Consider the following 19,040-nt stretch of genomic DNA (forward strand, 5'->3'; position numbering starts at 1 on the left):
TGTCCCGGGGGGGTGTCCCGGGGGTGTCGGGTGTCCCGGGGGTGAGCAGGGCGTCCAGGCGCTCCAGTTGCTCGGCCCGGCCCACGAACAGTGGGGGGTCGGAGGGCAGTTGCCTGGGGACGAGCGCCTGTTCGGCGAGGGCCCGCCGGCCCTCCCGCACGGCGGCCGGCACACCGGCCGGGACCTCGGGCCCGGGAACGTCCGTGCCGGGAACATCCACGGCGGGGACATCCACCACCGAGACATCCGCGACCGGACCGTCGCCGATCGGGACATGGGCGACCGGGACATCGGCGACCGGGGCGCGCCCGGGCGCGTCGGCCGCCGCGCCCTCGGTGGTGTCGCGCAGCAGCCGCAGGTGGGTCTCGCGGAGCGACCGACCCGGCTCGATGCCCACCTCGGACGCGAGCCGGGCCCGGGTGTCCGCGTACACCTGGAGCGCTTCCGGGGTACGGCCGCACCGGTGCAGCGCCAGCATCAGCTGCACCTGGAGCCGCTCCCGGAAGGGGTGACGGCCGACCGCCTGCCGTAGCTCGCCGACGGTGTGGACATGTCGGCCGGCCGCGAGCCGGGCGTCGAAGAAGTCCTCCAGGGCGCTGAGCCGGCGCTCGTTGAGCGCGGGGCCCTCCAGGGCGCGGAGCGGCTCGGTCACCCCGCCCAGCGCCGGGCCGCGCCAGGTGTCCAGCACGACGCGCAGCCGTTCGGCGGCCGACTCGGCGCGTCCGGCCTCGAGTTCGTCCCGGGCCAGGGTCACGGCCTCGTCGAAGGCGTGCAGGTCGAGTTCGCCGGGCCGGACCACGATGAGGTAGCCGGGCGCCTGCCGGAGGATGGTGTCGCGGCCGACCAACTTGCGCAGCTCCGAGACGTGGACCTGGATCTGTCCGCGCACGCTGGCCGGCGGGTCGTTTCCCCACACCAGGTTGGACAGCTGCCGCTCGGACACCACCCGGTTGGCGTTCAGCAGCAGGGCCGCCAGCACCGCCCGCCGTTTGGGGCCGGCCACGGGCACCGGCCCCTGGGGGCCGGTGGCCGTCACGGGGCCGAGGAGCTGGTAGCGCATCTGGCGTTCGTCTTCGATGCTCCGGTGGAGTGGTCCGCCGTCGGAGCGGGCGGGGGGCAAGGCTAACGGGTGGAGTCGGCCGGGGCGTCCTGCGTACCGGCGCCGCGCCGCCGGCGTGCCACCTCGCGCCGGTAGCCACCCGGCCGGTCGTCGCGTCGCACCGCGAGGGCGTCGGCGATCATCTGCCGGGTCTCGTCCAGGGTGCCGGAGTCCGCCGCGACGAACTCCAGTTGACGCAGCGTCCGGCTCTGGTAGGCCTCGGAGGGCACCGGCTGCACGGCGAACAGCGGGTATCTGCGGGAGAGTCGGACGACCTCGTCGGTGCGGCGGAACCGCAGGTTGCCCACGAGCGGTCCGTGCCACCAGCCGCTCTCGATCAGCCCGTCCTGCACCTCGTACGTCAGGCTGCCCGGCAGGTTGGGCACGCCCCGCACCAGCAGGCTCCACTCGGGCGGGGTCCGCGCGATCAGCCCCGTCCACACCTGGAGCAGCCCGGGTTCGGGGGCGACGGAGAAGACGGGGAGGCCGAGCACGGGGTCGTCGTCGGGCGCCTCTCCGTCCCTGACGCGCAGCATGGTCTGGGCCGCCACCTCGGTCAGCGGCAGCCAGTCGGGGCAGCCTTCGGCGAGCCAGCGGAAGGAGGTCCCGTCCCACTTCACGAAGCAGTCCAGCGGCGGGTAGAGGTACCAGCCGTACCCGGAGGCGGCGCGGAACGGTTCGCAGTGGGAGACGGCGCGGAACGCGGCGGTGCCGAGCGCCGCGGGGTCGGCCACCGTCGGCGGAACGACTCCGTCGAAGCAGGAGCGGAACGAGAAGAGCGTCATGAGCCGGGTGTTGCCTTCTTCCTCGGGCACGGGGACACGGACGGCCTTGGGCGCCGCGCGGCGTCCAAGGCCGTCCGGGGAGCGTGGTCAGCGCTGGGCGCCACGCACCGCGTCGACGAGCTCCGAGGAGCTGCGGGCGGCCGGCCAGCCGAGGCTCATCCGGACCGGAACCACGAGGGCGTCCCGCAGAACAGTCGTCTCCAGGGCGGAAACAGGGGCCTTTTCGGCCTTCTTCGCGTTCCCCATGACAAATCCTCCTAGGCTGGTGTACCAGGGCTTGCCCGACCATGTTGGCGCACGTCACTTCGGGTCCGCTTCGAAAACACTTTCTTTTTCCTCCGGGCCCCGGGGCGCTCAGGCGCTGTGGGCGGCCGACGGCGTGCCCGCCACCCGCTGGCGGGGGATGACCAGGCCGAACTCATAGCTCAGGGCGACGGCTTGGGCCCGGCTGCTGATTTCCAGCTTGCCCATGGCCCGGTTGAGATGGGTCTTCACGGTCGCCTCGCTGATGTGGAGGATCTTCGCGACGGTCGCGTTCCCGTGGCCCTTCGCGACGAGCTTCAGCACCTCGGCCTCGCGCATGGTGAGCGTGGCCAGGCGCGATCCGTCGTAGTCGAGCGGCGTGGTGCGATGGGTGCAGATGTCGATCAGCCGTGACATCACACCGGGTGAGAAGACCATATTGCCGCGCGCGGCGGAGATGACGGCCGCGGTCATCTGGTCCGGCGGGATGTTCTTCAGGAGAACGCCGCCCGCGCCTGTTTGCAGGGCCGCGTATATTTCGTTGTCGTCGACCGCCGAAACCATGAGGAGCGCGCCCCGCACTTCCTCCACGCCGGCCTCCAGGATGCGCTGGATGGTCTCCGCCCCGCCGAGGTCCGGAAGATCGGCGTCGACGATGACGATATCCGGCCCGGCGCTCCCGGCCAGCGCGCAAGCCGTTTCTCCGTCCGCCGCCTGGGCCACCACCCGCAGCCCCGGTACCGCGTTCAACAGCGCGGAAAGTCCCAGCCTTGTCCAGGGATGTGCGTCCGCGATCAGTAATGTGGTCTCCACATCACCGTTTCCCCCGCTGATCAAATGTGCCTCCTCTGGGCCGCACCAGAAAGCGGAGATTACTGGAGGTAATCTCCGGGGAAAGATCCTTGCATGCGCCGGTGTCACACGCAAGGAAAATACGGCGGGACAGATCGCCGATTACGCGTAAGGCCGTCGGTTGCCCGTAATTCGGCGGAAGTCAGGCTTTCCCGGTGAACAGGTGACGAACGGCGTGATCGGAGCACTTGTCCCGTTCGCGCGCCGGGGGCCGGGCCGAAGCGGCGCCTGTGGCCTGCGGCCGTACCGCGCGGATGACGGCGGGTGCGGGAAGCCTCCCGGGCCCGCCGGCCCGCCAGGGGGCCGCCTTCCACTCCGCGCGGTAGTCGGAAGAGGAAGTCCGGCTACCGCTCTTGCCCAGGACAGCGGCCCACAACCCCCTTTCCACCTGCGGAAAAGCTCGGAATGATCCCTTCCACCGGCCGAGCGGCACGCCACCCCACGGCTCACCATTCTGGAGTAGGACCCAGCGGAATACGGTCGGGGGTGGATGACCGGCATCCGCAGAGAGTGCAGTAACGGCTACACCGGCCGCTGTATGTTCGCGATTGGCCTCGTTGATACGTTCAGCCGCACGCCAGCGGAAAGGCCGAGTTACTTATCGGGTACGGGTTCCTTGCTGGGTGGCACGCACAGTGGAGGTTCCGTTACGTGGGCTTGTCTCGTGTCCTCAGCAGAATGCTGTCCACTGCCCGAGGGTTCACGTCCGTATCAGAAGAGTCTGCCGAATTTCTCAACTTCGCCGATCCGAAAGAGGCTGCCGAGGACATCGGCAGACGGGTTGCCGTCGCCGGTTTCAATCCGGGAAACCGCGCCGTGCTCATACTTTCGGACCAGCGTGAGTTCATCACCGCCTTCACCGGAATGGTGCGGGCCGGAGCGATCCCGGTCCCGGCCTTCCCACCCGCCCCGCCGGCCCGGGCCGAGGCCCACCGGGACCGTCATGAAGATCCGCCGAAGGGCGGGAGCGCACAGGAAGCCCCGATCGGGATCGCCGCCGACTGGCTGACCGGCGTGTGGAAGCAGTGCGCGGCCAGGCTTCCGGCGGTACCGCACAGCCCAGATGGGAATTGAGGAAAGTGAACGAAGTGAAGACGTCCACCGACGTGGACGTGGTTGTCGACATTCTTACCGCGGCGTTCCTGGAGGACGACCCGGTCGTCGACTGGCTGATACCGCCGGGGACGCCGGAGCGGGAGCGCTACTTCCGCGGCTTTCTGCGTGCCTGGGTGACCTTCATGCTGGACCACGAGGGGACCGCGATCGTCACCGCGGACCACACCGGCGTCATCGTGTGGGAGCCTTCGCCCTCGGAGCGGAAGACCCCCGTCCCCCCGGAGGACGAGGAGGCGTTCCTCGCCGACATCGCCGCGTCCACCGGCCCCGCCGAGAAGCGCTGCCTGCACCTCATCGAGCTGCTCGACACCCACTACCCCCGGGACCTCCCGCCGCACGGGCACATCGCGCTCGCCGCCGTCCGCCCGGAGGCGCAGGGGGACGGAGCGCGGGCCGCCCTCACCGACGAACTGGTGCGGCTGTCCCTCACGCTCGGCCTCGGCGGCTACTGCGAGGCCTCGTCCGAGCGGAGCGCCATGCTCTGGGAGCGGCTCGGCATGAAACGCATCGGTGATGACCCGATCCCCCTGCCCGAATCCGAGGTCGGCCTGATTCCCATGTTCATTCCGCCGCCCGGGGCCCAGGGCTGAGCGGGCCGGTGCCGGCGGGACCGAGTCGGAGGGGGCCTGTTGATGCGTGACAACCCGTTGCACAGCTATCAGCTCTACATCGCGGGCAAGGACGTCGAGGGCGACGGCTGGGTGTACACGGTCAGCGCACAGTCGCTGCTGGAGGACGTGTTCACCAGCGTCGCTCTGAAGAGGGATCTGGAGCGGAATCCCGAGTCTGAGGCCGCGCGCCACCCGTATGTGGTGGGCCGCTGCGCCATCGCGTCCGATGCCGCGATCGACCTGGCCACCGAGGCCGCGGCCTCGGCCGCGCCGGGCTGGGCCGCGATCCCGCTGGAGCGGCGGATGCGGCTGGGCACGCTGTTCCGCCAGGAACTCGGCCGCCGCCGGGACGAGTTCCTGGCCATGCTGGTCGCCGAGGGCCACCCGGTGAGCCTGGCCCGCTGGGAACTGAGCTGTCTGTTCCAGGTCTACAGCGAGGAGAGCCTGGGCTGGTACCGGCAGCGGATGCACACCGAGTTCGAACACGCCGGGCGGCGGCTGATCGTGCGCCGCCGGCCCGACGGCGTGGTCGCCTTCAACCCGCCGCAGAACGCCCCCGCGCCCAGCGCCGCCCTCGCCGTGCTCGCCCTGATGGCGGGCAACGCGGTCGTGGTACGCGCTCCCCGCTCCATCGCGCTGTCCACCATGTGGCTGCTGCGCGAGGTCGTCGCGCCGCTGCTGGACGAGGTCGGGGCGCCTCCCGGGGTGCTCAACGCCGTCTGCTCCAACCCGAGGCAGACGCTCGACCGGTGGCTCGAGAGCCCGCTCATCGACGACATCTTCTACATCGGCGGCAGCGAGGAGGGCCTGCGCTTCCAGGAGCGGTGCGTGGCCCACGGCAAGAAGCCCATCCTGGAGCTGGCCGGCAACGACACCATCGTGGTGTGGAAGGACGCGGACCCGCGGCGCGCCGCCGAGGCGATCTGCGAGGCGTTCTACGGGTCCGGGCAGATCTGCATGGTGCCCAACTGCGTCCTGGCGCACCCTGCCGTGGCCGACGACCTGATCGCCGCGGTCAAGGAGCGGGCCAAGGCCGTACGCCCAGGCTACCCCGAGGACGAGGGCGTGCTGCTGTCCCCGGTCCGCCGCAGCGAGCGGTTCTTCGGGCTGCTCCGGCAGTCCCTCGACCTCGGCGCGGAACTCGTCACCGGCGGTGAGCGCACCGAGCTGGACGGCACGCCGTCGACGACCGGTGTCTTCCTCCAGCCCACCGTGGTGCGGGTGAACGGGCTGCCCGGGGCCCGCCGGTTCGACGTCGTACGGCAGGAGACGTTCTTCCCGCTGCTGCCGATCGTCGTGCCCGAGCCGTCGGACGACGACGAACTCCTCGCCGGTTTCGTCGAGTTCGTCAACACCAACGACTACGGGCTGCGCAACTCGCTGTGGGCCGAGTCCGACGACGTCGTCGAGGCGTTCGTGGGGCGCGTGGTCAACGGCGGCCTGCTGAAGGTCAACGACTCGCACATCGGCTTCCTGCCCTATCTGCCCAGCCACGGCGGCACCGGCCTGACCGGCGGCGTCTTCGGCGAGGCCAACTACCCGATGCTCAAGACCTCGCACCTCCAGGGCGTGTCCATCGGCCGGGGCGTCAGTCCGCGCGAGGCGGTCTTCGGGTCCTGACGGCCCGCCGCCCCGCAAAGCGCCCGCTCGCACAGCCCGCCCACAGCTCGGACTCACCACCGCACACACCGGAGGACGTTACCCGTGACCGTGATCCAGGGAGCCCGGGTCGACACCGAGGAGGAGATCCTCGGCCTGTACCGCGCCCACCTCAGCAAGGGCAGGGCGACCCTCGCCGAGCTGTTCGGCAGCCACATGGAGGTGGAGTCCTCCGGGGCCTGGCTGACCACCAGCGACGGCGAGCGGTTCCTGAACGCCGGCGGGTACGGCGTCTTCATCATGGGCGCCCGGCACCCCCTCGTCATGGAGGAGGTGGAGCGCCAGCTGCACACCCACCCCACCGCCACCCGCATCCTGCTGGAGCCCACCGTCGCCCGCGCGGCCGAGGCGCTGGTGTCCGTCATGCCCGAGGGCCTGGACCGGGTGCACTTCGCGCTCTCCGGCGCCGAGGCCGTCGAGACCGGTCTGAAGCTGGCCCGCGCGGGCGGCCGCAGGCGCATCGTGTCCATGCTCGGCGGCTATCACGGCAAGACGCTCGGCGCGCTGTCGGCCACCGCCAAGGAGGTCTACCAGGCGCCGTTCCGCCCGCTGGTGCCCGACGTCCGGCACCTGCCGTTCGGCGACGCGGAGGCGCTGGAGGCGGAGCTGCGCGCCCACCCGGGTGAGGTGTGCGTCATCCTGGAGCCCGTCCAGGGCGGGGGCGGCGTGATCATCCCGCCCCCGGGCTATCTCGGGCGCGTGGCGGAACTCGTCCGCGCGTACGACGGCTTCCTCGTCCTCGACGAGGTGCAGACCGGTTTCGGCCGGCTCGGCGAGTGGTGGGGCGCCGACGCCGAGGGCGTGGTCCCCGACGTCCTGCTCACCGGCAAGGCGCTCGGCGGCGGCGTGCTGCCCGTCTCCGCGGCCGTCGCCACCCGCGAGGCGTTCCGCCCCTTCGACAAGGACCCCTACGTCCACACCGCCACCTTCTCCGGACAGCCGCTGCTGATGGCCGCCGTCCAGGGCGCCGTCCGGGCCGTCAAGGAGGAGCGGCTGGTGTCCAGGGCGAGGGACCTCGGCGCGGTGCTGCTGTCGTGTCCCGGGCTTCGACCCGGACCGGCTGCTCGGCGGCCGCCGGGCCCACCGGCTGGACCGTTTCGTACAGCTCGCCCTGGTCGCCGCCCGCGAGGCGGTCGCCGACGCCGGACTCGACCCGGCCACCTGGGACGGCGGCCGCGTCGGCGTGGTGCTCGGCTGTGCCGACGGCGGGCCCGGCACCGTGGAGGCGCAGCACCGGGTGCTGCTGGAGAACCCCGCCTGGGTGTCCCCGCTGCTGCTGCCGATGCAGCTGCCCAACATGCTCGCCGGGCAGACCGCCATCGAGTTCGGGGCCACCGGCCCCAACCTGGTGGTGGCCACCGCCTGCGCGTCCGGCGCGAGCGCCATCGGCACCGCCCGCGACCTCCTCGCCCTCGGCCGCTGCGACATCGCCGTCACGGGCGGCAGCGAGGCGATGATCACCCCGCTGGTGATGGCCGGATTCGCCAAGATGGGCGCCCTGTCGCGGCGCGACGGCGCCCCGGCCACCGCCTCCCGGCCCTTCGACGCCGACCGTGACGGCTTCGTCGCGGGAGAGGGCGCGGGGGTCCTGGTCCTCGAACGGGCCGCCGACGCGCGCGCCCGGGGCGCACGCGTACGGGCCAGGATCTCCGGCTACGGCGCGTCCGCCGACGCCCACCACATGACCTCGCCGCACCCGGACGGCGTCGGCATCGAGGCGGCGCTGCGCGCGGCGCTCGCGGACGCCGGCGCCGGTCCGGCGGACGTCCAGCACGTCAACGCGCACGGCACCGCCACCCCGCTGAACGACCTGGCGGAGGGCCGCATGCTGCGCCGGGTGCTCACCGCCGACCCCCTGGTGACCTCCACCAAGGGGGTGACGGGGCACCTGCTGGGCGCGGCCGGCGCGGTGGAGGCGGCGTTCGGCGTGCTCGCCGTCGAACATCAGCTGGTGCCGCCCACGGCCAATCTCCGCACGCCCGACCCGGACCTGGACATCAAGCTCGCCACCGCCCCGACCGCCACCCGGATCGACCTCGCCCTGTCGAACTCCTTCGGCTTCGGAGGCCAGAACGCGGTCCTGGCCATCACGAGGGCCTAGCCATCACGAGGGCCTAGCCGCAGCTCCCCTCAGGGGTCAGGAAGGGTTCAGGAACCGTCGCGCAGCCGGTCCCGCTGGATGCGGTGGGCGAGGGCGCGGCGCGCGGAGGCCGACGCGGTGGGGGTGGCGGCGGCCTTCGCGGGCAGGTCGAGACCGCGGCTGATCGTGTCGTAGGCGGCCCGGTAGCCGGCGGGCAGCCGCGCTCGGTGCAGCCGCAGGTCCTCTTCGACCAGGCGCCGCAGCTCGTCGACGGTCTGAGGGGTGAAGCGCTTCCTCCCCCGGGCGAGGGCGTTGACGCAGCGGGTGCAGTGGGCGGTGTCGCGGAGGGTCTCCGAGATCTCCTCGGCGAGGCCCCACAGGCGCCCCTCGAGCCAGGGTGTGTCGTGCTGGTCGAGGGAGAGCGTCGTCGGGGGCGGCGGGTCGCCCTTCCTGTACTTGGCCACCTGCTTGGAGACGGCCGGCTGGCTCATCCCGGTGAGCCGGGCGATCTTCTCCTGGGTCCAGCCGGCGCGGACGAGGGCCTGGATCATCTCGGCGCGCAGCTTGCGCATCTCCTCGCCCGCGCGAATGACCTCGTTCATGGCGGCGAACATCCGCCCGGCCTGTTCCTCGGTCGGCGCATCCGGGGGCCGCCGCCCGCTCTCCTCATCTGTCACCACCCGGTTATACACCCGGGCACTTCTGCTTCATAACCTGGTTGTACAACCTGGTTATGAGTGACAGGATCCGGGCCATGCCCACCTTCTGCGCACCTGACGGAACCCGGCTCGCCTACCGCGTGACCGGGGCCGGCGCCCCGGTCGTCTGCGTCCCCGGCGGCCCCACGGACTCCCGCTACCTCGGCGATCTCGGCGGCCTGTCCGCGCACCGCCGGCTGATCGTCCTCGACCTCCGCGGCACCGGACGCTCCGCGGTCCCCGAAGACACCTCCTCGTATCGCTGCGACCGCCTCGTGGAGGATGTCGAGGCCCTGCGCGCCCACCTGGGGCTCCCCCGGATCGACCTGCTCGGCCACTCCGCCGGCGCGAACCTCGCGACGCTGTACGCGGCCCGGTACCCGGCGAACGTCGGCAGGCTCGCCCTGGTCGCCCCCGGCACCCGGGCCGTCGGCGTCGCGATCACCGCGGAGACGCGGCGCGAGGTCGCGCGGCTCAGGAAGGACGAGCCGTGGTTCCCCGCGGCGTTCGCCGCCCTGGAGGCGATCACCGCCGGCACGGGCGGCGACTGGGAGGCCATCGCCCCCTTGTACTACGGCCGGTGGGACGCCGCGGCGCGAGACCATCACGCGGCGGGCCGGCCGGACAACGAGGAGGCCGTCGCCCTCTTCGCCGCCGAGGGGGCCTTCGAGCCGGAGGCCACGCGTCGGGCGCTCGCCGCGTACGAGGGCCCGGTCCTGCTGCTCGCCGGGGAGTACGACGTGAACAGCCCGCCCCGGTCGGTGGCGGAGTTCGCGGGGCTGTTCCCCGCCGCGTCGCTCGTCGTGCAGCCGGGAGCGGGCCACTACCCCTGGCTCGACGACGCGGACGAATTCGCGGCCACCGCGTCCGCCTTCCTGGGCTGAGCCGCTCGGCGCCCCGCCCGCGGGGGGCCTCAGCTCCTCGCGGCCGCCCGCACCGCGCGCGGTGAGGCACCCAACTCCCTGCGGCACGCCTTGTTGAACGCCTGGAGGTCCGGGATGCCGACCGTCGCCGCGACCGCCGGGATCGCCAGGGTCGAGGCCTCCAGCAGGTGCCGGGCCCGCTCCATGCGGCGCCGCCTGATGTAGCCGACGACCGTGTGCCCGGTGGCCTCGCGGAACAGCCGGGTCAGATGGGTGTGGGAGACGCCGGCGGCACGGGCGATCGGGGGCACGGTCAGGGGCCCGGCCAGGTGCTCCTCGATATGGGCCAGGGCCGTCCGCAGGGCGGGGTGGGCGGAGCCCGAGCGGCCTTCGGCACCGCCGGCGAGGCCGGTGGTGCGCCACAGCACCGTCCACAGCTCCGCCGACGCCCGCGCCGGGGACTGGGCGGTCGCCGCGACCGTCTGCCGCAGCAGCCCGCTGAGCACCGCCGCGTCCGCGCCGGCGTCCTGCACCACCGGCACCGTCCGCCGCTCCCCGCCGCCGGGCAGCCGGAAGTGCGCGTACAGGTGCTCACAGCGCCGCGCGCCGTAGTGGAAGTGCACCTCCGCGTCCGGCGGTACGAGGCTCACGTATCCGGGGCGGATGGCATGCGCGGATCCGCCCAGCTCCAACCTGCCCGAGTAGCTGTACAGATGGAGCTGCCAGAGCCGCGGAAGCCGGAACACCTCGTGCGGCCCGGTCGACCCGTGCACCCCCACGCCGGCGTTCACCACGCGCGGCGGCAGGTCGAGGGCCAGTTCCACGGACCGGGTCATGGTGGGAAATTACCAGTAGTCGCTGATTGCGGCCCACGACTGGCCGAGGAAGGCTTCCTATGGTTGCCGCATGTCAACCACACGACACCTTCTGACCTCCGCCCAGGTGGCCCGGTTCGTGGCACACGGCTTCCTGAGGCTCGACGCGATCGTGCCCCAGGAGATGAACGACGAGGCGCTCGGCGTCTTCGCGGACGGGCTGGACGACGTGCCGTACGGCAGCCCCGTGCGGGCGGCGTACCCCGAGGGCTCCTTCTCCCGCCGTCTCGTCGAACTCCCCGCCGTCGCGGGGGCGCTGGAGAGCCTGGTGGGCCCGGACCCCACGGTCGACCACCATTTCGTGCACATCCGGGAGCCGCGTGAGGGCAGCGCCCAGCCGCTGCACGCCGACGCCCTCATCGACCTGCGGCCCGACGCGTTCGACGTACAGCTCATGTACTACCCGCAGGATGTCACCGCCGAGATGGGCGGCACGCTCATCGTCCCCGGCAGCCATCTGCGCCGCACCAACGAATCCGACACCGGGCGCTACCAGAACCTGCGCGGCCAGACCCGGCTGACCTGCCCGGCGGGCACGGTCGTCCTGCTGCACCACGGCATCTGGCACGGCGGGCGCCGCAACGACAGCGACCGGATCCGCTTCATGTACAAGATCCGCTTCAATCCGACCGTGCCCCAGGTCCGCCTGTGGGACACGGCGGACCTCGACAGCCCGGCCGTGGGCGAGGAGCTGGGGCGGAGCTTCCCGTGGTACGAGGGGGCCACCGGGCGGCTGGAGATCCACAACCGCATCAAGCTCTGGCGGGTCCTGACCGCCGACCCCGACTTCGACCTCGACTACTGGGCCACCCGGATCACCAACCGGCCCGCGCAGAGGAGCCACGCGTGACCACCCCGGACGGCCAGAACAGCCCGGACAGCCAGGACAGCCGGACCGGCCAGGACAGCAGCCGGGCCGGCCAGGTGAGGCAGCAGGTCCTCGTGCTGTACCTGAACACCTCCGCCCTCGACTCCGAGGTCGTCGGCTGGGCCCGCTACGACGGCACCGGCCGCACCCGCCCCACGACCGGCGACAGCGACGAGCCCCCGTACGGCACGGGGGTCGCCGCGCTGGAGGACGGCTGGCGGCTGTTCCAGGCCGCCCAGCTCATCCCCCCGTACCCGGGGGCGGAGCACGAGACCTCGTTCCTCAAGCACGAGTTCTTCTTCGAGAAGCTCGTCTGAGGGGTCGCCGGCGCGGACCCATGCCGGGGCGGGCGGGCCCGCGCCGCAGGCGAAAGGTCAGCCGGCGAGGGCCGCGCCGAAGGACGCCTTGACCGCCTCGTAGCCGAACGAGTCGGGGCCGAACAGGATCGAGCCGTCGCCGGTGGGCCCGTCGCCGCCGCCGTACAGCACGCTGACCGCGCCGGTGCCGCGCCACTTGCCCCGGGCTCCCACGGCGAGATCGGCCGTCCCGTCGCCGTTGTAGTCGCCGGGAGCCAGCGCCGAGCCGAACAGGTCGCCCGTCTCGGCGACGCCGACGACGCCCTTGGTGTCGAGCGACAGGGACCGCGCCTTCGCGCTGTTCAGCCAGTTCGCGCCGCCCGGCACGACGGTCAGCGCCCCGGCGTTGGAGAAGCCGTCGCCGTCGTTCGCGCCGGGGTCGCCGATGAGCAGGTCGGCGTGGCCGTCGCCGTTGACGTCCGCGAGCCGCGCCGCGGTGCCCTGGTGCGGACCGCCGTCCCAGACCACGGCGCCCGCCGCGTCGAGGCCGCTCGCGCTGCCGGGGAAGGTGCGCAGCAGATAGTCGTCGGGGCCGTCGGAGAATCCGGTGTCGATGACGACGTCGTCCTTGCCGTCGGCGTTGATGTCACCCACCACGGCCTTGTAGTCGGCGAAGGGCAGGCCGATGTTCCGGCCGAGCGGCGTGCTCTTCAGGCCCGACGCGGAGCCCGGCAGCACGCCGAGGGTGCCTTCGTCGGCCGGGTCGTCGACGTAGGCCACGGTGACGAGGTCGTCGTAGCCGTCGCCGTTGACGTCGCCGCTGGAGATGCCCCGCGTGCCGGCGCCGCCGCCGGGCGGGGAGAGCCGGGTGATCTTCGGGGTGGGCGTGGACCGCAGGTTCTTCGCCCCGAGGACCAGGTCGACCTTCGTGCCGTCGACGACGGCGAGGTCCTGCAGCCCGTCGTGGTTGTAGTCGCCCAGCGCCAGACGGCCGCCGAAGCCCTGCCGGGCCGTGACGGTCGGCGCGTGGAAGGCGATGGCCTTGTTCGACAGGCCGGTGGGGGAACCGAAGACGACGGTCACCGAACCGGCGCCCTTGACGTCGCCGATCGCCTCGCCGCTCGCCCCGACGACCAGGTCCGCGTGGCCGTCGCCGTCCATGTCGCCCAGCGCGAGCGCGGACCCGAAGCGGTCACCGGCCTCCGGCGTGCCCGGGACGCCGGTGTGCGACTGGGTGAGCCCCTGGTGCCGGCTGACCTTGATGCCGCTCGTGGTGCCGAAGGTCAGCGCCACGTAACCGGCCTTGGCGTGCCCCTTGACGGCGGCGTCGGGCGCCCCGACGGCGAGGTCGTCATAGCCGTCGCCGTCCACGTCGCCCGCCTTGCCCGCCGGGCCCGCCACGGCGGCCGCCGGGATCACGGCGGCGCCGTCGCCGCCCGCCGCGCCGGCGCCCGCGCCGGCGTCCGCGCCCCCCGTCAGGGCCACCCCCGTGACCACCGCCGTGACCAGGCCCGTCACGGCCCCGATGGACAGCAAGCGTGTGCGCATACCCGTTCCCTCTTCCGGTGGTTCGCCGGCTCGCGGCCCCCGACCCGCCGGCTCGCGGCCGTCAGGGGTGCGAGGGATGAGACCAACGAAGTGGCGGAATGGTTGGGTCGGTTGGCGCGTGGGGGGCGATGGCGACGGTGGTGGTGACCCGCACGGCGGCGGGGTGACGGGGGACGGAACCGAAGCCGAAGCGCACGGGCGGCCGGACCGGGGTGAGCGGGCCGAGGTCGCGGTCCTCGAAGACGGCCGCGGCCGTGGTGATCGGCCGCAGGTCCCGGGCCCCGTACCACTCACGGCACCCCGCCCGGCTCTCGCCCCGGGTCCGCGCCCCCGACAGCAGGCGCGCGGCCGGGTCGATCAGGGCGCTCCAGGCCGGGCGTACGGCGAGCGGGCCGGGTACGGCGCGCAGCGCCCGGCCGAGGGGGCCCCGCGGGCCCGTGGTGAACCGCAGGTCGAGCCCCGGTGCGGTGACGGCCCAGCGCTGCCGGAGCACGTCCACCCGGACCGGCCCGGTCCGCACCTCTTCGAAGGTGTAGAGGGAAGTGACGAGGTCCCGGATCGCCCCGGCGGGCACGAGCAGCAGGCGCTCCCCGTCCGCCCGCTCGATCATCACGTCGCTGAAGGGCCCGAAGGGCGATCGCGCCCAGTGCCCCAGCACCAGGCGGACGCCGGACGAGGTGCCGAGCCCGGCGATCCAGCCCTCGAACCGAAGCCGCGCGCCCGTCACGGCGGCTCTCCCAGCAGGCCCGTGACCACCCGGCCGAACACCGCCTGGCCCGCCGCGCGCGTCAGCGGGTCGAACCCCCGGGGCAGCCACCGCGGCCGGATCTCCTCGAGCCACAGGACGGAGGATCCGCCGGGGCTCGGGCTGACCTCGAGCGCGGCCCAGCCCCTCACCTGGGTGCCCCGCTTCTCCAGCCGGCACCGTCCCGGGCGGTCCCCTTCGGGCGGCTGCCAGGCCACCACCTCCATGAGGTCGTCGAAGCGGAGGCGGCCGAGCCGGGTGTGGGCCACCACGACCGTGCCCACCCCGGTCGGCGGCGCGGTCCGCACCGTGACCGTCGTGAAGGGCACCAGCGCCCCGTGGCGCTCCCAGGCGGTGAGGCGTCGCCATGCCTCCTCGGCGGGCAACGGCGACGGACGCTCGATCCGGACCAGGGCCACGCCTCGATGCTACGCAGCCCCGGCGCCCGGACGGGAGCGGCCGCGGGCGGCGCGTCCGGAATTCCCGCGGTGGAGGCGCGGCACGCCGAACCTCACCTGGCGCACCCCCGGGGAGTAGTGGACGAGCGGCGGCCCGGCGGGGCGGGGCAGCCCCACGGCCTCCAGGAGGGTTTCGTGCAGTTCCTCGAGGGTGGCCGAGGCCAGCGGCCAGGGCTCGTGGCGCACGGGGACCTCCCACAGGATCCCGAAGCGGCGGGTGTAGGCGCGCCACCGCGCGGTCAGCCAGTGGTCGAGCGCCGTCGGGGCGAGCGGGTCGCCGGGGCGGGCGGCGAGGCGGTACGACGGCCCGCCGCCGCGCCGGGAGCCGGCGTAGCCCACGACTCCGCCGTGGCAGGTGACCGACAGGTCGGCCCAGTGGTACGGGGCGCCCACCGCGGCCCGTGCCGCCGGCGTGGCCGCGCTGCCCGCCTCGATGTCCAGGAACCACAGCCCGTCCCGGCCGCCGGGCCCGCGGACGTAGGTGCGCAGATTGGTCTCGGGGAACGTCAGGAGGCGGGACAGCCGCGTCCGGGACAGGAGGGCGCCGGGCCTGCCGGGCGGGCGCACCCGGGTCATGACGAAGGGCGTCAGGCTCACCCACGCCGTCCCGTCGTAGGCGTCGACGGCCAGTTCCCGGGGCAGCAGCCCGCGCACGTCCTCGGGGCGGTAGGGCCAGTGGACGAAGGTCTGGGTGAGCCACTCGGCGCGCCCCACGGGCAGCCGTACGCGCTCGTCCGGCGCCCCGCGTCGCTCCGCCGATCCGGACACCGTCACCTCCGCGTGTCCCTTGCGAGGTGTCCCTTGCCGGGTGTCCCCTTTCGGGGTGTCCCCCGCGAGGGGTGCCTTACGCGTCCAGGTGTGCTGACCGGGCGCAGGAGGGGCACAGCCCGTGGTAGGTGACCTCGACCTCGGACACCGTGAAGCCGAACCGCTCCTCCGCCGGGAGGTCGGCCAGCGGATTGCCGGTGGGGTGGACATCGCGGATGGTGCCGCAGCCGGAGCACACCAGGTGCTGGTGCGGGTGGTGCGCGTTGGGGTCGTAGCGCTTGGCGCGGCCGTCGGTGGAGACCTCTGTGACCTCGCCGAGGGAGACCAGCTCGCCCAGGGTGTTGTAGACGGTCGCGCGGGAGATCTCGGGCAGCCGCCGCGCCGCGCGGGCGTGCACCTCGTCGGCCGTCAGATGCACGTGGTCGCCGTCAAGGACCTCCGCGACGACACGCCGCTGGGAGGTCATCCGCCAGCCGCGCCCTCGCAGTCGCCCCAGCAGGTCACTCATATCGGTTCACCTATTCAGGCTCGGGTGGATACCCGGAGTTTATCAACGGTCGTCCGGGTTCCGACTGGGTATGGGTTTGGCGTGCTTCTTGACTTGGACTCTGTCCATCGTAGGATCGGTTCCGACGATAGCCAAGAGACCGGACGACTCCCCCACGACAGGAGTCTTCCCGCGACGAGGCCGAGGTCACCCCCAGGGGCCTGTGCCCTGCCCGTTCCACCACCCGCGGTTCCCGAGCACCGCGATCCGCCCGGTCCGGAAGGATTCCCATGTCTGAGAACCATGAAGCAATCGTCACCGACGCGAAAACGGAGGGCGGAGGCGGCTGCCCGGTCGCGCACGGGCGCGCGCTGCACCCGACTCAGGGCGGCGGAAACAGCCAGTGGTGGCCGGAGCGGCTCAACCTGAAGATCCTCGCCAAGAACCCGGCCGTGGCCAACCCGCTCGACGAGGACTTCGACTACGCCGAGGCGTTCAAGAGCCTCGACCTCGCGGCCGTGAAGCGGGACATCGCCGAGGTCCTGACCGACTCGAAGGACTGGTGGCCCGCCGATTTCGGCCACTACGGCCCGCTCATGATCCGGATGGCCTGGCACAGCGCGGGCACCTACCGGATCAGCGACGGCCGCGGCGGCGCCGGCGCCGGCCAGCAGCGTTTCGCCCCGCTCAACAGCTGGCCGGACAACGGCAACCTCGACAAGGCCCGCCGTCTGCTGTGGCCGGTCAAGAAGAAGTACGGCCAGAGCCTCTCGTGGGCCGACCTCCTGATCCTCACCGGCAACGTCGCCCTGGAGTCCATGGGCTTCCAGACCTTCGGCTTCGGCGGCGGCCGCGAGGACGTGTGGGAGTCCGAGGAGGACGTCTACTGGGGTCCCGAGACCACCTGGCTCGGCGACGAGCGCTACACCGGCGACCGCGAGCTGGAGAACCCCCTCGGCGCGGTCCAGATGGGCCTCATCTACGTCAATCCGGAGGGCCCGAACGGCAACCCGGACCCGATCGCCGCGGCCCGCGACATCCGTGAGACGTTCCGCCGGATGGCGATGAACGACGAGGAGACGGTCGCCCTGATCGCGGGTGGCCACACCTTCGGCAAGACCCACGGCGCGGGCCCGGCCGACCACGTCGGCCCGGACCCGGAGGCCGCTCCCATCGAGGCGCAGGGCCTCGGCTGGGCGAGCACGTACGGCACCGGCAAGGGCGGCGACGCGATCACCAGTGGCCTGGAGGTCACCTGGACCAGCACGCCGACCCAGTGGAGCAACGGCTTCTTCAAGAACCTGTTCGAGTACGAGTACGAGCTGACGAAGAGCCCGGCCGGCGCCCACCAGTGGGTGGCGAAGAACGCCGAGGCGATCATCCCCGACGCGCACGACCCGTCGAAGAAGAAGCTCCCGACGATGCTCACCACCGACCTGGCGCTGCGCTTCGACCCGGTCTACGAGCAGATCTCGCGTCGCTTCTACGAGAACCCCGAGGAATTCGCAGACGCCTTCGCCCGCGCCTGGTACAAGCTGACCCACCGCGACCTGGGCCCGAAGTCGCTGTACCTCGGCCCGGAGGTACCGGAGGAGACCCTGCTGTGGCAGGACCCGCTGCCCGAGGCCGAGGGCGAGGTCATCGACGCCGGGGACATCGCGTCCCTCAAGGCCAAGCTCCTCGACTCGGGGCTGACCGTCTCGCAGCTGGTGTCCACCGCGTGGGCGTCGGCCTCGACCTTCCGCGGCAGCGACAAGCGCGGCGGCGCCAACGGCGCCCGCATCCGCCTGGAGCCGCAGCGCGGCTGGGAGGTCAACGACCCCGACCAGCTGGCGCTGGTGCTGCGCACCCTGGAAGGGATCCAGCAGGAGTTCAACTCCGGTGCCAAGAAGGTCTCCCTGGCCGACCTGATCGTGCTCGGTGGCGCCGCCGCCGTGGAGAAGGCCGCCAAGGACGCCGGTTACGACATCGAGGTGCCCTTCACGCCGGGCCGCGTGGACGCGACGGAGGAGCACACCGACGCGGAGTCCTTCGCCGCGCTGGAGCCCACCGCCGACGGCTTCCGCAACTACCTCGGCAAGGGCAACCGCCTGCCGGCCGAGTACCTGCTGCTCGACCGGGCGAACCTGCTGGGCCTCAGCGCCCCCGAGATGACCGTCCTGGTCGGTGGCCTGCGGGTGCTGGGCGCGAACCACAAGCAGACGTCGCTGGGCGTCCTCACCGACACCCCCGGCCGGCTGACCAACGACTTCTTCGTCAACCTGCTCGACCTGGGCACGACGTGGAAGGCGGTCTCGGAGGACCAGAGCACCTTCGAGGGCCGCGACGACGCCACCGGCGAGGCCAAGTGGACCGGCAGCCGCGCCGACCTGGTCTTCGGGTCGAACTCCGAGCTGCGCGCGCTCGCGGAGGTGTACGCGAGCGACGACGCGAAGGAGAAGTTCGTGAAGGACTTCGTCGCGGCGTGGGACAAGGTGATGAACCTCGACCGGTTCGACCTCGTCTGATCCCACCTGATCCCAGTGATCATTGAGTGACCAGGGCTGATTCTCCTGAACAGACCTGAAGGCGACGTCCGGGTCGGCCCCCACGGGCCGGCCCGGACGTTTTCGCGGTCCGCGCCCCGGGAGGCACGCGGGTCGCCCTACTTCAACCGGACCTCGTCGTAGCGCCCCACCACGACTCTCGCCTGGTTCTCCAGGCTCTCCGAACCGGCCAGCCAGTAGTTCCCGTGCCCGTGGGTGTCCGTGGACATCTGCTTGGCGCCGAAGACGGGGTCGTGGGGGGTGATGAACTGCGTCAGGCCCTCGTGGTGGCCATGGGTGGGCGCGCCCAGCCTGGGCACGGGGTCGTCCTTCGCCTTCTGGTTCCACACGTGTCCGGAGGGCACGTCCAGGTCCTCGGCCCGCCCCACCTGGACGCCGGGGCTGCCGCTGAACATCACGTCGGACGCCTCCAGCGTGCCCTGGCGGGCGGCCGAGCCCACCAC

At 72.5% G+C, this 19,040-nt stretch carries 20 protein-coding genes and 1 pseudogene; 9 read left to right on the forward strand and 12 right to left on the reverse strand.

The genetic code is table 11. The annotated features are described in order from the left end of the window. From BBH68_RS34320 to BBH68_RS34330, 4 genes are all read right to left on the reverse strand, one after another. Positions 1–1,060 (reverse strand): AfsR/SARP family transcriptional regulator (locus tag BBH68_RS34320; RefSeq protein ID WP_218029731.1); only part of this gene is annotated, 1,060 nt, incomplete at its 3' end. Between the two features lie 62 nt (positions 1,061–1,122). Further along, positions 1,123–1,914 (reverse strand): DUF6065 family protein, encoded by a 792-nt coding sequence (locus BBH68_RS34325; RefSeq protein WP_141713126.1) that lies wholly within the window; start codon positions 1,912–1,914, stop codon positions 1,123–1,125. Positions 1,915–1,971: 57 nt separating this feature from the next. After that, positions 1,972–2,130: a hypothetical protein gene (locus BBH68_RS42395; RefSeq protein WP_158080344.1), complete on the reverse strand. Its 159-nt coding sequence runs from the start codon at positions 2,128–2,130 to the stop codon at positions 1,972–1,974. A 108-nt stretch (positions 2,131–2,238) separates the two neighbouring features. Next, positions 2,239–2,940, reverse strand: coding sequence for a LuxR C-terminal-related transcriptional regulator (locus BBH68_RS34330; protein WP_065967689.1), 702 nt, complete (start codon positions 2,938–2,940; stop codon positions 2,239–2,241). A 717-nt stretch (positions 2,941–3,657) separates the two neighbouring features. On the opposite strand from BBH68_RS34330, the gene BBH68_RS41295 reads away from it, so the two are divergent. The 5 genes and pseudogenes from BBH68_RS41295 to BBH68_RS34355 all read left to right on the forward strand — a co-directional run bounded on the left by BBH68_RS41295 (position 3,658) and on the right by BBH68_RS34355 (position 8,466). Continuing rightward, a complete protein-coding gene (locus tag BBH68_RS41295; RefSeq protein WP_141713127.1) occupies positions 3,658–4,053 on the forward strand; it encodes an AMP-binding protein in 396 nt (131 codons plus the stop codon). A 14-nt stretch (positions 4,054–4,067) separates the two neighbouring features. Beyond that, on the forward strand, positions 4,068–4,685 hold the full coding sequence (locus BBH68_RS34340; protein ID WP_065967691.1) for an N-acetyltransferase: 618 nt from the start codon (positions 4,068–4,070) through the stop codon (positions 4,683–4,685). A gap of 42 nt (positions 4,686–4,727) precedes the next feature. Then, entirely contained in the window at positions 4,728–6,326 is a 1,599-nt protein-coding gene (locus BBH68_RS34345) for an aldehyde dehydrogenase family protein (RefSeq protein ID WP_065967692.1), read from the forward strand. Positions 6,327–6,410: 84 nt separating this feature from the next. After that, positions 6,411–7,397 (forward strand): annotated as a pseudogene (locus BBH68_RS40050) (aspartate aminotransferase family protein); the annotation flags it as partial. Positions 7,398–7,425: 28 nt separating this feature from the next. Further along, on the forward strand, positions 7,426–8,466 hold the full coding sequence (locus BBH68_RS34355) for a beta-ketoacyl-[acyl-carrier-protein] synthase family protein (protein WP_079151388.1): 1,041 nt from the start codon (positions 7,426–7,428) through the stop codon (positions 8,464–8,466). 47 nt (positions 8,467–8,513) lie between these two features. On the opposite strand, the gene BBH68_RS34360 is transcribed toward BBH68_RS34355, so the two are convergent. Further along, positions 8,514–9,122, reverse strand: coding sequence for a helix-turn-helix domain-containing protein (locus BBH68_RS34360; protein WP_245738443.1), 609 nt, complete (start codon positions 9,120–9,122; stop codon positions 8,514–8,516). A gap of 77 nt (positions 9,123–9,199) precedes the next feature. Here BBH68_RS34360 and BBH68_RS34365 point away from each other — a divergent pair, with 77 nt between their 5' ends. After that, a complete protein-coding gene (locus BBH68_RS34365; protein ID WP_065967695.1) occupies positions 9,200–10,027 on the forward strand; it encodes an alpha/beta fold hydrolase in 828 nt (275 codons plus the stop codon). A 29-nt stretch (positions 10,028–10,056) separates the two neighbouring features. On the opposite strand, the gene BBH68_RS34370 is transcribed toward BBH68_RS34365, so the two are convergent. Then, positions 10,057–10,842, reverse strand: coding sequence for an AraC family transcriptional regulator (locus BBH68_RS34370; protein WP_065967696.1), 786 nt, complete (start codon positions 10,840–10,842; stop codon positions 10,057–10,059). A 70-nt stretch (positions 10,843–10,912) separates the two neighbouring features. Here BBH68_RS34370 and BBH68_RS34375 point away from each other — a divergent pair, with 70 nt between their 5' ends. Both BBH68_RS34375 and BBH68_RS34380 read left to right on the forward strand, forming a co-directional pair. Beyond that, a complete protein-coding gene (locus BBH68_RS34375; protein WP_065967697.1) occupies positions 10,913–11,731 on the forward strand; it encodes a phytanoyl-CoA dioxygenase family protein in 819 nt (272 codons plus the stop codon). Between the two features lie 74 nt (positions 11,732–11,805). Next, a complete protein-coding gene (locus BBH68_RS34380; RefSeq protein WP_065967705.1) occupies positions 11,806–12,066 on the forward strand; it encodes a hypothetical protein in 261 nt (86 codons plus the stop codon). Positions 12,067–12,123: 57 nt separating this feature from the next. Here BBH68_RS34380 and BBH68_RS34385 read toward each other — a convergent pair whose 3' ends face one another. From BBH68_RS34385 to BBH68_RS34405, 5 genes are all read right to left on the reverse strand, one after another. Then, positions 12,124–13,593, reverse strand: a complete 1,470-nt coding sequence (locus tag BBH68_RS34385) for an FG-GAP-like repeat-containing protein (protein WP_065967698.1) — start codon at positions 13,591–13,593, stop codon at positions 12,124–12,126. Between the two features lie 61 nt (positions 13,594–13,654). After that, entirely contained in the window at positions 13,655–14,320 is a 666-nt protein-coding gene (locus BBH68_RS34390) for a hypothetical protein (RefSeq protein ID WP_065967699.1), read from the reverse strand. Then, a complete protein-coding gene (locus BBH68_RS34395) occupies positions 14,317–14,757 on the reverse strand; it encodes an SRPBCC family protein (RefSeq protein ID WP_065967700.1) in 441 nt (146 codons plus the stop codon). Before BBH68_RS34395 ends, BBH68_RS34390 begins: the two co-directional genes overlap by 4 nt. 9 nt (positions 14,758–14,766) lie before the next feature. Then, positions 14,767–15,564 carry a YqjF family protein gene (locus BBH68_RS34400; RefSeq protein ID WP_065967701.1) on the reverse strand — a complete coding sequence of 266 codons (798 nt, stop codon included), beginning with the start codon at positions 15,562–15,564 and terminating at the stop codon, positions 14,767–14,769. Positions 15,565–15,640: 76 nt separating this feature from the next. Beyond that, entirely contained in the window at positions 15,641–16,072 is a 432-nt protein-coding gene (locus tag BBH68_RS34405; RefSeq protein ID WP_065967702.1) for a Fur family transcriptional regulator, read from the reverse strand. Positions 16,073–16,341: 269 nt separating this feature from the next. Here BBH68_RS34405 and katG point away from each other — a divergent pair, with 269 nt between their 5' ends. Further along, positions 16,342–18,558, forward strand: coding sequence for a catalase/peroxidase HPI (gene katG, locus BBH68_RS34410; RefSeq protein WP_065967703.1), 2,217 nt, complete (start codon positions 16,342–16,344; stop codon positions 18,556–18,558). Positions 18,559–18,695: 137 nt separating this feature from the next. Here katG and BBH68_RS34415 read toward each other — a convergent pair. Next, positions 18,696–19,040, reverse strand: a 345-nt coding sequence (locus BBH68_RS34415; RefSeq protein WP_218029732.1) for an alpha/beta hydrolase, incomplete at its 5' end; no start/stop codon positions are given.

Source organism: Streptomyces sparsogenes (genome assembly GCF_001704635.1).
GTDB classification, from domain to species: domain Bacteria; phylum Actinomycetota; class Actinomycetes; order Streptomycetales; family Streptomycetaceae; genus Streptomyces; species Streptomyces sparsogenes.

Bases quoted from the DNA above. Each gene is read 5' to 3' on its own strand.
- BBH68_RS42395 (WP_158080344.1), bottom strand. From the start codon at position 2,130: ATGGGGAACGCGAAGAAGGCCGAAAAGGCCCCTGTTTCCGCCCTGGAG.
- BBH68_RS41295 (WP_141713127.1), top strand. From the start codon at position 3,658: ATGCTGTCCACTGCCCGAGGGTTCACGTCCGTATCAGAAGAGTCTGCC.
- BBH68_RS34345 (WP_065967692.1), top strand. From the start codon at position 4,728: ATGCGTGACAACCCGTTGCACAGCTATCAGCTCTACATCGCGGGCAAG.
- BBH68_RS34365 (WP_065967695.1), top strand. From the start codon at position 9,200: ATGCCCACCTTCTGCGCACCTGACGGAACCCGGCTCGCCTACCGCGTG.
- BBH68_RS34370 (WP_065967696.1), bottom strand. From the start codon at position 10,842: ATGACCCGGTCCGTGGAACTGGCCCTCGACCTGCCGCCGCGCGTGGTG.
- BBH68_RS34375 (WP_065967697.1), top strand. From the start codon at position 10,913: ATGTCAACCACACGACACCTTCTGACCTCCGCCCAGGTGGCCCGGTTC.
- BBH68_RS34385 (WP_065967698.1), bottom strand. From the start codon at position 13,593: ATGCGCACACGCTTGCTGTCCATCGGGGCCGTGACGGGCCTGGTCACG.
- BBH68_RS34405 (WP_065967702.1), bottom strand. From the start codon at position 16,072: ATGAGTGACCTGCTGGGGCGACTGCGAGGGCGCGGCTGGCGGATGACC.
- katG (WP_065967703.1), top strand. From the start codon at position 16,342: ATGTCTGAGAACCATGAAGCAATCGTCACCGACGCGAAAACGGAGGGC.